This is a genomic window from Pseudomonas sp. FSL R10-0399 (assembly GCF_009600165.1).
Taxonomy (GTDB): Bacteria; Pseudomonadota; Gammaproteobacteria; order Pseudomonadales; family Pseudomonadaceae; genus Aquipseudomonas; species Aquipseudomonas helleri.
In genome coordinates this window covers 22,116-32,978 of the sequence record NZ_WIWK01000069.1, presented here as the reverse complement: position 1 = coordinate 32,978, position 10,863 = coordinate 22,116, and the positions used below count along the sequence as shown (strand labels likewise).

Below are 10,863 nucleotides of genomic sequence, written 5' to 3'. Positions count from 1 at the left end.
GGCGTCGGGTTGGGTGCAGGCGGCGCTGGCGCGTCACCGTTCGGGTTAGGAACCGGTACTGGAGCCGTGTCCGGGCCTGTCTTGGGCAGCGATGCGCCGCCCGTGCCAGTACCCTGGCCTGACAGGCCATTGCCATTCCCCAGGCCGAGTTTGCCCAAGATCGGCTTGAGCACCTGCGGCACTTCAACCTTTGGCCATTGCCACGCGGAGCCCGACGTATCGGGCAACGACGCATTCGGCGTGCAAAAACGTAGCCCGAACAACAGCAAGAGCAGGAGCAACAGCAAGGGCAGCAGCCACCACAACCAGCGCCACCAAGGGCGTTTGACAACCACCGGAGAGCGCGGCGGCGTCACCACAGGCTCGGCAACTGGCGCCAACGGCGCCGCTGCGGGCACCTCGGTGCGCGGGTAGAGGCAATACAACGGGTCTAGAAAGCGATCGGCATTGGGGTGCACGAACCCCCAAAAGGTCAGTACCGGCGTACCGTTGACCAAGTACACAAAGCTTTCATCTGGGAAGGCAATGACACGCGTAAGCAGCTTGGCGAAAACCGCCTTGTCACTGAGGGGCGAACTGGCGCCTTCTCTCAGCAGCGTCGTGCTCTGTTCGGCCAAAAAGGCTTTGAAGGTTTCCAGTTGGGCGCGGGCAGGGGCGCGCTCTGCTTCAGTGGCGCTGCCCCACGGCACGACATCGCCCTGCACATCGCTGTACCAGTCAATGTTGTCGCCCAGCTCATCACTTTGCGGGACGGCCAAATGCATGGCCATGGCAGGATTTTTGCGGCGAATCGCTTCGCGTAGTTGCAGTGCAGCCCGATAGACCGGCTGTCCAGTTTCACCCAGGGCCGTAAAGGCCCCACTTTTGCCACTGCGTAAAAGTGCGCCGCGCATCCTTGCTCCACTCATTGATTCGCGCGGTTAAACCCGGACAAATGCCCGCACCGCCTCCCTGAAAGGTGAGGACAGTAATGTTAAAGTGACATTGGCGTCAAATAGCCATTATTTGATCGCCGTCAAATTGTCGGCGTGGGGCAGGTTTTGGGCGGGTTTAGGCCTCAACAGCCTTGGTTCCCAGATCATCGGCAAAGCGAAGCAGATAGCCGTCGGGGTCGAGTACTAAAAAGTTGCGCTCACCAAACAGCACATCGTTGCTGCGATACCAACGTTCTTCGAGGGGTTTGCGTAGCGTGTGCCCGGCGGCCTGGAGGTTCACGATCAAACCTTGCGCGTCCGGGCATTTGATCGAAAGGTTCATGCCACGCCCAAACGGCGGCTCCAACGGTCCAACACGCCAAGCGGACTCTTCATGGTCATCCTGCTCCAACATCAGTTGGCTGCCATGAAAAGACAGGAAAGCAAAAAGATGCTCCGGCCGTTGATACTCGACGGTAAAGCCCAGCACCTCACAGTAGAAATGCAGACTGCGCGCAAGATCCGCGACGATCAGCTCAGGCACCAGTGCGTTCATTACCACCATAAAACAACATCCTTGTTCTTATTTGAAAACGCACCGCATGCGGGCATTACTCGCTGGGCGGCAGCAACCTGGCTTCCAGCTCGGCCACTTTGGCCTCAAGGCTTTCAAGGCGCGCGCGAGTGCGGGCGAGGACGACCATCTGGCTGTCGAATTCTTCGCGGCTGACCAGGTCCAGTTTGCTAAAGCCACTTTGCAGCAAGGCTTTGAACTGGCTTTCGATTTCGTTGCGCGGCAGAGCGTTGTCACCACTGAACAAACGCGAGGCTTGGCCACTCAGGGCGTCGAGAAAATCTTTGGGCGCGAGCATGGGGTAGGTCCTTAAAACAGATGGCGGTGAGTGTATCACGCAGTGTCAGAGCGGCATTGCCTGCCCGGCCTCGCACATTTATTGGGCATCCCCCCTCCCACCCGCGCACCGTTTGCGTGCACAAAACCTCCGCGAAATCAGGCACAACGCCACCAACTGGCAATAAGCGCCTGAAATTATTGGCTTTTCCAGACATGGCAAGGTTTCTGCTTAGTTGCTCATGACTCATGTACTGATGCAGTTGCTATGACGATGGCAGTGCGGCAGGTGGTTCAGGGAGTGCTTGCGTCACCAGCGACTGATGCACGTTGCGCGGCCTGAAGAAGGTCAACGAAGCGTTACAAAGCCAGACACTGCGCATAGACTTGAGCCGGGTTTGTTTTCCTGGGGCAAGTCCACCAATTCGGGAGAAGTTTCATGAAGCTAGTCACCGCCATTATCAAGCCGTTCAAATTAGACGACGTACGCGAGTCGCTGTCTGAAATCGGCGTGCAGGGCATTACCGTTACTGAGGTCAAAGGCTTCGGCCGGCAGAAAGGCCACACCGAGCTGTATCGCGGTGCGGAGTACGTGGTCGACTTTCTGCCAAAGGTGAAGATTGATGTCGCTATCGACGACAAAGATCTTGACCGGGTTATCGAGGCGATAACCAAGGCTGCCAACACCGGCAAGATTGGTGATGGCAAGATTTTTGTAGTCAATCTGGAACAGGCTATTCGCATCCGTACCGGCGAAACCGATACCGACGCAATCTAAGCCGCCAAACCCCAACGCCCCAGGAGAAAACACTATGACTCTGCGTAAAATCGCAGGGCTCGGAGCCCTGTTGTCCGCTGTATTGCCTGGCCTGGCCATGGCGGCGGATGAAGTGGCTGCTCCAGTCCTCAACTCCGGCGATACCGCCTGGATGCTGACTGCAACCGCTTTGGTGCTGTTTATGACCATTCCCGGCCTGGCGCTGTTTTACGGCGGCATGGTGCGCTCCAAAAACCTTCTTTCTGTTCTGATGCAGTGCTTCGCCATTACCGGTCTGATCAGCATCCTGTGGGTCATCTACGGCTACAGCATCACGTTCGACGCTACGGGCATGGAAGCAGGCGTCACTAACTTCAACTCGTTTATCGGCGGCTTCGGCAAGGTGTTCCTTGCGGGCATCACCCCCGAGAGCATCACAGGTCCTGCGGCGTTGTTCCCGGAAGCAGTGTTCGTCACCTTCCAGATGACCTTTGCCATCATCACCCCGGCCCTGATCGTCGGTGCGTTCGCAGAGCGCATGAAGTTCTCGGCCATGCTGATCTTCATGGGCGTGTGGTTCACCCTGGTGTATGCGCCAATCGCCCACATGGTCTGGGGCGGCCCGGGCAGCTTGCTGGGTGACTGGGGTGTACTCGACTTCGCAGGCGGCACCGTGGTGCACATCAACGCCGGTATTGCAGGCCTGGTTGCGTGCATCGTGCTCGGCAAGCGTAAAGGCTACCCAACCACGCCTATGGCACCGCATAACCTGGGTTACACCCTGGTCGGCGCGGCCATGCTGTGGATCGGCTGGTTCGGCTTCAACGCAGGCTCGGCAGCTGCCGCCAACGGCACCGCCGGTATGGCAATGCTGGTGACGCAAATCGCCACCGCCACTGCCGCACTGGGCTGGATGTTCGCCGAGTGGATTACCCACGGCAAGCCAAGCGCACTGGGCATCGCCTCGGGCGTGGTGGCCGGTCTGGTTGCAATCACCCCGGCTGCAGGCACCGTCGGCCCAATGGGCTCGATCGTGATCGGTCTGGCGGCAGGCGTGATCTGCTTCTTCTGTGCCACCAGCCTCAAGCGCAAGCTGGGCTATGACGACTCGCTGGACGCATTCGGCGTACACGGTATCGGCGGTATCGTCGGCGCCATCCTTACCGGCGTGTTTGCAGCGCCAGCACTGGGTGGCTTCGGCACCGTGACAGACATCGGCACACAAGTATGGATCCAGTTCAAAGGCGTCGCCTTCACTGTGATCTACACCGCGGTGGTGACGTACGTCATCCTCAAAGTGCTGGATGCCGTGATGGGCCTGCGGGTTAACGAAGAAGAAGAGGCTGTTGGCCTCGACCTGGCACAACACAACGAGCGTGGTTACAACCTGTAATCCGCCCTTTAAAAAAATACCCGGCTTGCCGGGTATTTTTTTACCTGAAATCTGGCGCTATTCGCTGCGATGAAATGATTTTTCTGATCACTTTAGGCTCAGATCAGTTCTACGCTTGTTTGTAGGAAGAAGGCTTACGTGACAACTCGACTATTAGCCGCTTTGCTTTTTTATTCAGCGCGCTAGAATGCGCGCCAAGGGGCGAAAAACAGCCCCTGGCAGGACGAAGGCGAGGATAAGCACCCGACGCTTTCAAGGCCCGCAGCTTGGGCTACGGGCAACGTGTTTACCTGAACGAGCAGCGCGAGATCGCGAAACTCGATAAGTTCTCGTCACCTTTAAGGATGAAGAGGCTTGAGCCTCGGTTTGCCCAAGGCTACTTTTTCACCAGCGGCAGTCGACACTGGGTGCAGCTGGTCTATAACTAATCTGCTTTACGCAAGTCATGGGGTAGAACATGAGCGACGATGATCTGGAAAATGATGACCTCGAAGTAGGTGACGATGACGAGGCCGAAGACGGTCTGGAAGCGGCAGCCGAAGACGTTGCAGACGACGACGGTGGCGATGATGCGCCGGCCCCTGCGGCCAAAGGCAAATCCAAGGCTGCGGTGTCGGTTGACGACCTGCCCAGCATTGAAGCCAAAAACAAAGAGCGTGATGCTCTGGCTCGCGCCATGGAGGAGTTCCTCTCCCGTGGTGGCAAAGTGCAGGAAGTCGAGGCGAACGTGGTGGCAGACCCACCCAAAAAGCCTGACAACAAGTACGGCAGCCGCCCTATCTAAGGTCAGCTCCCTTGCTTGAAGAAAAAACCCGCCGTCGCTGCGGGTTTTTTTGTGGGTAACACAAGCTGCGATTGTTTGATCCGTAGTCGCTGACGAGGGACGAGGCTGCGATGCGGGCCGCAGGACCGCCGATTGGGACCGCTGCGCAACCCATCGCAGCCTCGTACCTCGGCAGCGACTACAGAGCCTGTGTACGCATCGTTTTCAGCACTGCTGGCAGTTCGCTCAAGCAGCCCACTTCGGCATCCGGGGCTTTGTCGCCGTCCCAGTGTTTGCCGCCAGGGTTGAACCAGATGGCGCGCAAGCCCGCCTGCTGGGCGCCGGCAATGTCATCACCGGGGTGATCGCCCACGTGCACGGTCGCTGCTGGCGAAATACTGCCGCCGCGGCGCAGCGCCTCGTGAAACAACCGGGCGTCCGGTTTGGCAATGCCAATGTCTTCGGCGCACAACACAAACTTGAAGTGATGCCCCAGCCCGATGCGGCGCACGTCGGCATTGCCATTGGTCACGACGCCCAAGGCGTAATCCGGGGCCAGGGCCTTCAGCGTGTGCTCAGCATGTTCAAAGAGAACAAGCTTGTGACGCGCCTCCATGAACACCTCAAACGCTTGCTCTGCCATCGCGGCAGCCTGCGCATAACCCGCGCTATCCAAGGCGTGGAACAACACCCGCCGACGCAACGCGCTGATGCGATGCTTGAGCTGCGGCTCATCAACCAACACACGCTGGCGCAACGCCTGATACCCCGCAACATCCAGCGCGCCCAATTTTGGTGCATTTTCGGCCAGCCAGGTTTGCAGCACAGTTTCGGCACTGGCAATCACCGGCGCGGTGTCCCACAGGGTGTCGTCAAGGTCGAAGGTAATCAGCTCAATGGTCATTCACTGCCCTTACTGCGTTTGGCCCGTGGGTGGGCGCTGTCGTAAACCGATGCCAGGTGCTGGAAATCCAGATGGGTATAGATCTGCGTGGTTTTAATGTCCGCATGCCCGAGCAGTTCCTGCACCGCACGTAAATCCTGAGACGATTCCAGCAAATGGCTGGCAAATGAATGGCGCAGCATGTGCGGGTGCAGGTTCTGCCCCAGCTCGCGCTCACCGGCCGCTTTAACCCGCAACTGGATGGCCCGCGGGCCAAGCCGGGTGCCGCGCTGGCTGACAAACACCGCATCGTCTTGCGGGTTGGCAAGGCCACGCAAAGGCAGCCACGCCTGCAACGCTTCCCGGGCCTTTTTGCCCACAGGCAGCACGCGCGTCTTGCTGCCCTTACCGAGCACTTCCACCAGGCCGTCCGCCAAGTCGAGCTGGTCCAGGTTAAGCCCGGTCAGCTCCGACAAGCGCAGCCCGGATGAATAAAACAGCTCAAGAATGGCTTGGTCACGCAACGCCAGAAAGTCGTCCTCGACAGCACCTTCGAGCAGTTGCAGGGCCCGGTCAGTGTCGAGGGTTTTCGGCAGGCGGCGCTCACCCTTGGGCGGCGACAGGCCGTTGGCCGGGTCGTGATCACACAGCCCTTCGCGGTTGAGGTAGTGATACAGCCCGCGCACCGCCGACAGCAGCCGCGAGATGCTGCGCGAAGACTGGCCTTGCTGATGCAGGCGCGCCACCAGTTGGCGCAAGCGCTGGATATCCAGGGCAGGCCAGTCAGGGATGGATTCTTTAACGCAAAACGCCAGCACCTTGTTCAGGTCACGGCGATAAGCTTCTAGCGTGTGGGGAGACACTTGGCGCTCACTGCGCAGGTGCGTGCAGTAAGCGTCCAGTTGGTGTTCCACCGCTAGCGGACCGAGCGCAGGGCGCTGGTGAAGCGCGGCAAAACTCGCCCCAGCACTTCGGCGATATGCCCCAGAAACAGCATGCCCACCGAGCTTTTATAGTGCTGCGGGTCGCGGCTGCCCACGGCCAATACGCCATGCAGGCCCAGATGATTGAGCGCAACCACCGCCGTCGAACCGATTTGCTTGCGCTGTTCTTCGCCGAACAAGAAGTCCAGCTCGTGCTCACGCAGGCTACCGCTGACCGCTTTACCCTCGGCCAGCAAACCACCCAGGGCACGTTGTGCATCGGCGCTGTTGACCCAGCGCCCGACCGGCATCGGGTTGTCGCCAAACAGCACGAGGCTGACAAACGGCACCTGGAAATCCTGGCGCAGGCTGTCTTCGACGGCCATCACCAGTTCTTCAAGGCTGGTGGCGTCCATCAGGGCGAGGTTGAGGCGACGGGTTTTTTCGAACAAACGATCGTTGTCGCGGGCTACGTCCATCAATTGCGATAAACGATGGCGCATCTCGATGTTGCGACCGCGCAACAGCTCCAACTGGCGTTCAACCAGCGATATGGTGTCACCACGCTGGTGCGGGATCCGCAACGCCAGCAGCAACTCGTCGCGCTGATTGAAGAAGTCCGGATGAGCCTCCAGGTAGGCCGCAACCGTCGCAGCCTCCAGAGCGTCAGCAGGCAGTTCAAGGTCGGAAGGCTGTGGCTGGTCGGTCATCAGATGCGCTCGCTCATAAACGGACTTGTCCTTCGTACACACGCATCGCCGGGCCGGTCATGATCACGGACTGGCCTGGGCCACCCCATTCAATGGACAAGCGACCTCCGGGCAAATCGAGGGTCACCGGTGAGTCCATCCAGCCCTGGCTGATTGCCGCCACCGCAGCCGCACAGGCGCCGGTACCGCAGGCCTGGGTTTCCCCGGCACCACGCTCCCACACCCGCAGTTGCCCGCGTTGACGATCAATCACGTGCAAAAAGCCCACGTTGACCCGCGCCGGAAAGCGCGGATGGTGTTCAATTTTTGGCCCCAGCTCATGCACCGGCGCGGCGTTGATGTCGTCAACGCGCAACACCGCATGGGGGTTGCCCATCGAAACGGCAGCCAACTGCACCGGCTGCCCGTCGACATCCACTTCATAGCTCAACGCCTGGGCGTCGGCCACAAACGGGATCTCGTGCGGAACCAGGCGCGGCGGGCCCATGTCGACGCTGATTTGCCCATCGCTGCGCACGTTCAGTTCGATGATGCCGCTTTTGGTTTCGACCTTGATCTGACGCTTGGTGGTCAAACGCTTGTCGAGCACAAAACGGGCGAAACAGCGGGCACCGTTGCCGCACTGTTCAACTTCAGAACCGTCGGAGTTGAAGATCCGGTAACGGAAATCCACCTCCGGGTTGCTCGGTGCCTCAACGATCAATAATTGATCAAAACCGACACCCGTGTGCCGATCACCCCATTGTTTGGCGTGCTTGGGCAGAATGTGCGCGTGCTGGCTGACCAGGTCAAGAACCATGAAGTCATTGCCCAGGCCGTGCATTTTGGTAAAACGCAGCAACATGGGCTCACTCCGGCAGAAGGCTTTCGCCGGCATACAGCTCAGCAACGGTCTCGCGACGGCGCACTTCAAACGCTTGGTCGCCATCCACCAGAATTTCGGCGGCGCGGCCACGGGTGTTGTAGTTCGAGCTCATGACAAACCCGTAAGCACCTGCCGAGTGCACGGCCAGCAAATCACCTTCGGCCAGCGCCAACTGGCGGTCTTTGGCCAGGAAGTCACCGGTTTCGCAGATCGGGCCAACGATGTCGTAAGGGCGGGCTTCGGTGTCACGCGGGCGTACCGCGGTCACGTCCATCCAGGCCTGGTACAACGCCGGACGAATCAGGTCGTTCATGGCCGCGTCGACAATGGCAAAGTCTTTGTGCTCGGTGTGCTTGAGGTACTCGACCTGGGTCAGCAGCACGCCCGCATTGGCCACGATAAAACGGCCCGGCTCGAACACCAGTGCCAGATCACGGCCTTCAATGCGCGAACGCACAGCTTTGATGTAGTCAGCAGCCAAGGGCGGCTCTTCATCGCGATAACGCACACCCAAGCCACCACCGAGGTCGATGTGGCGCAGGTAAATGCCGCAATCGCCCAGACGGTCGATCAGCCCCAGCAGGCGATCAAGCGCATCGATAAACGGTTCGAGGGTGGTCAGTTGCGAGCCGATATGGCAATCGACGCCCACCACTTCGAGGTTAGGCAGTTGCGCGGCGCGGATGTACACGTCTTCGGCGTCGGCGATGGCGATGCCGAACTTGTTTTCTTTGAGGCCGGTGGAGATGTACGGGTGCGTGCCTGCGTCTACGTCCGGGTTGACCCGCAGCGAGATCGGCGCACGAACGCCCAGCTCGGCAGCCACCACTTGCAGGCGCTCCAGCTCGTCAGTGGACTCGACGTTAAAACAGTGCACGCCAACTTCCAGAGCACGACGCATGTCGTCGCGGGTCTTACCGACGCCCGAAAACACGATTTTGTCTGCCGAGCCGCCAGCGGCCAGCACACGCTCCAGTTCACCGCGCGACACAATGTCAAAACCAGCGCCCAAACGCGCCAGGACATTGAGTACACCCAGGTTGGAGTTGGCCTTGACTGCAAAGCACACCAGATGCGGCATGCCTTCCAGGGCATGCGCATAGGCGTTGTACTGCGCCTCGATGTGCGCCCGGGAATAGACGTAAGTCGGGGTGCCGAAGCGTTCGGCGATGGCCGTCAGCGCAACACCTTCGGCGAACAGCTCGCCGTCCCGGTAATTAAAAGCGTCCATGGTGTTCCCTTATTGATGCTTGTGCGCTTGAGATTGCGACGATTTGGCTTGGTCATCCGGGTTTTTGCTGTCATCGGGCAGATACAGCGGTCCTTTTTGACCACAGGCAGAAACAAGGCAAGCAACCGCGACAAGCGCAGCAAACGAAGAGATCAGGCGCTTCATGGCGAAATCCTTTGAAAAGCATTAATTGCGACCGAGTATACCGACCACCCACCAGCTTGCCTATGCAGCAGACGGCTCGCGCGGGGGGCACCTGTCCGGATAATCAGGTGTGCTATTGCGGCGGGTTGTCTTAGGGTTTGCAATCGGTCTGGAGCGCCCGTATCTTGCGAACTCCGAGCATGACTAGACACTACGAGGTTCCACCATGAGTTTGACTGAAGCCCGTTTTCACGATCTGGTCGATGCAACCCAGCAACAGCTGGAAGACGTTTTTGACGAGAGTGACCTGGACGTAGATCTGGAGAACTCAGCCGGTGTTCTAACGGTTAAGTTTGAAGGTGGAGCCCAATTGATCTTCAGCCGCCAGGAACCGTTGCGTCAGCTTTGGCTGGCCGCTAAAAGCGGAGGTTTCCACTTTGACTACGATGAGGAATCCTCGCGCTGGGTCTGCGATACGTCTGAGGAACTGCTCAGCGAGATGGTTCAGCGCCTGACCCTGGAGCACACGGGTGCTGACCTGGATTTTGACGAGATCTGATTGTGACTGCGCCTGCTAAACCCGCAAAACCGCTCTACAGCAACGTCAGCCCGGCCGTGCCGTCCCCATGCATCAGCACGTGCCGGCTGGATGAACACAAGGTTTGCCTGGGGTGTTTTCGCCACGTCGAAGACATTCGCGAATGGCGCTCGGCAAGTGATGCACGCCGCCGGGTCATTTGCGAGCAGGCCCGCGAGCGCAGGGGCTGATCGTTGTAGGAGCAGCCGGTCGACGCTCGATTGCCTCGCGATCTTTCAAAAGATCAAAAGATCGCGAGGCAAGCTCGCTCCTACAGGCAACCTTGTGTATTTATTTTGCTGTGGTAGTGTCCAAGTTCGCCTCGTCGACACGAGGTTGGTCAAAACCCCGCCATGTCCTGGCGGGGTTTTGCTTTTCCGTGCAGAAAAAAGGAGTCTGCCAGGTCATGAGTACTTCACCCGCCATCACCCTCACACGCCTGGACGTACAACGTCTGGAGAAGCTGATCGACAGTCTGGATGACACGTTACCCGGTGTTGTTGCGTTGCAGGCCGAGCTGGACCGTGCCGAAAACGTCGTCGGCCACGAAGAAGTGCCGGCCAACGTCGTGACCATGAACTCACGCGTACATTGCCGTGAAGAAAGCAGCGGCAAGGATTACCACCTGACGCTGGTCTACCCCAAGGATGCCAACGCAGACGAAGGCAAAATTTCGATTCTGGCGCCGGTCGGCAGCGCATTGCTGGGCTTGCAGACGGGTCAGCACATCAACTGGCCGGCACCCGGCGGCAAGACCCTCAAACTTGAATTGCTTGAAGTTAAATACCAGCCAGAAGCCGCAGGCGATTTCGAGCTTTAAACTGCCCCGATACACCAGATCCGCGGTAGCGCT

Annotated in this window: 15 protein-coding genes; 6 read left to right on the top strand and 9 right to left on the bottom strand. The window is 59.1% G+C overall.

Features of this window, described 5'->3' with window-relative positions:
• The 3 genes from GHO41_RS18685 to GHO41_RS18675 form a co-directional block, all read right to left on the bottom strand.
• A partial coding sequence (locus tag GHO41_RS18685; RefSeq protein ID WP_256678800.1) for an SrfA family protein occupies positions 1 to 893 on the bottom strand: 893 nt, incomplete at its 3' end.
• A gap of 157 nt (positions 894 to 1,050) precedes the next feature.
• A complete protein-coding gene (locus GHO41_RS18680; RefSeq protein WP_153350466.1) occupies positions 1,051 to 1,479 on the bottom strand; it encodes a VOC family protein in 429 nt (142 codons plus the stop codon).
• A gap of 46 nt (positions 1,480 to 1,525) precedes the next feature.
• Positions 1,526 to 1,786, bottom strand: a complete 261-nt coding sequence (locus GHO41_RS18675; protein ID WP_153434318.1) for an accessory factor UbiK family protein — start codon at positions 1,784 to 1,786, stop codon at positions 1,526 to 1,528.
• A 417-nt stretch (positions 1,787 to 2,203) separates the two neighbouring features.
• Between GHO41_RS18675 and glnK the strand changes: the two genes are divergently transcribed.
• From glnK to sutA, 3 genes are all read left to right on the top strand, one after another.
• On the top strand, positions 2,204 to 2,542 hold the full coding sequence (gene glnK / locus GHO41_RS18670) for a P-II family nitrogen regulator (RefSeq protein ID WP_002555808.1): 339 nt from the start codon (positions 2,204 to 2,206) through the stop codon (positions 2,540 to 2,542).
• Between the two features lie 34 nt (positions 2,543 to 2,576).
• On the top strand, positions 2,577 to 3,914 hold the full coding sequence (locus GHO41_RS18665) for an ammonium transporter (RefSeq protein ID WP_153434317.1): 1,338 nt from the start codon (positions 2,577 to 2,579) through the stop codon (positions 3,912 to 3,914).
• Positions 3,915 to 4,371: 457 nt separating this feature from the next.
• Entirely contained in the window at positions 4,372 to 4,698 is a 327-nt protein-coding gene (gene sutA / locus GHO41_RS18660; RefSeq protein WP_048387180.1) for a transcriptional regulator SutA, read from the top strand.
• 178 nt (positions 4,699 to 4,876) lie between these two features.
• On the opposite strand, the gene GHO41_RS18655 is transcribed toward sutA, so the two are convergent.
• The 6 genes from GHO41_RS18655 to GHO41_RS18630 are packed head-to-tail and all read right to left on the bottom strand — an operon-like array spanning position 4,877 to position 9,454.
• The gene (locus GHO41_RS18655) at positions 4,877 to 5,581 is read right to left on the bottom strand and encodes an HAD family hydrolase (RefSeq protein WP_153434316.1); all 705 of its coding nucleotides are present in this window, start codon (positions 5,579 to 5,581) and stop codon (positions 4,877 to 4,879) included.
• Complete coding sequence (gene xerC / locus GHO41_RS18650) at positions 5,578 to 6,474, bottom strand: tyrosine recombinase XerC (RefSeq protein WP_048387184.1); 897 nt, start codon at positions 6,472 to 6,474, stop codon at positions 5,578 to 5,580. The genes GHO41_RS18655 and xerC overlap by 4 nt, the downstream gene beginning before the upstream one ends.
• 2 nt (positions 6,475 to 6,476) lie before the next feature.
• On the bottom strand, positions 6,477 to 7,193 hold the full coding sequence (locus tag GHO41_RS18645; RefSeq protein ID WP_153333503.1) for a DUF484 family protein: 717 nt from the start codon (positions 7,191 to 7,193) through the stop codon (positions 6,477 to 6,479).
• A 13-nt stretch (positions 7,194 to 7,206) separates the two neighbouring features.
• Positions 7,207 to 8,037, bottom strand: a complete 831-nt coding sequence (gene dapF, locus GHO41_RS18640) for a diaminopimelate epimerase (RefSeq protein WP_048372559.1) — start codon at positions 8,035 to 8,037, stop codon at positions 7,207 to 7,209.
• A 4-nt stretch (positions 8,038 to 8,041) separates the two neighbouring features.
• Positions 8,042 to 9,289, bottom strand: coding sequence for a diaminopimelate decarboxylase (gene lysA, locus GHO41_RS18635; protein ID WP_048372561.1), 1,248 nt, complete (start codon positions 9,287 to 9,289; stop codon positions 8,042 to 8,044).
• Between the two features lie 9 nt (positions 9,290 to 9,298).
• Positions 9,299 to 9,454 carry a lipoprotein gene (locus GHO41_RS18630; protein ID WP_048372563.1) on the bottom strand — a complete coding sequence of 52 codons (156 nt, stop codon included), beginning with the start codon at positions 9,452 to 9,454 and terminating at the stop codon, positions 9,299 to 9,301.
• A 205-nt stretch (positions 9,455 to 9,659) separates the two neighbouring features.
• On the opposite strand from GHO41_RS18630, the gene cyaY reads away from it, so the two are divergent.
• The 3 genes from cyaY to rnk all read left to right on the top strand — a co-directional run bounded on the left by cyaY (position 9,660) and on the right by rnk (position 10,830).
• Entirely contained in the window at positions 9,660 to 9,992 is a 333-nt protein-coding gene (cyaY, locus tag GHO41_RS18625) for an iron donor protein CyaY (protein ID WP_153434315.1), read from the top strand.
• 2 nt (positions 9,993 to 9,994) lie between these two features.
• Positions 9,995 to 10,201, top strand: a complete 207-nt coding sequence (locus GHO41_RS18620) for a DUF1289 domain-containing protein (RefSeq protein WP_082148782.1) — start codon at positions 9,995 to 9,997, stop codon at positions 10,199 to 10,201.
• A 215-nt stretch (positions 10,202 to 10,416) separates the two neighbouring features.
• Positions 10,417 to 10,830 carry a nucleoside diphosphate kinase regulator gene (gene rnk, locus GHO41_RS18615; protein ID WP_048372567.1) on the top strand — a complete coding sequence of 138 codons (414 nt, stop codon included), beginning with the start codon at positions 10,417 to 10,419 and terminating at the stop codon, positions 10,828 to 10,830.
• Positions 10,831 to 10,863 lie beyond the last annotated feature (33 nt).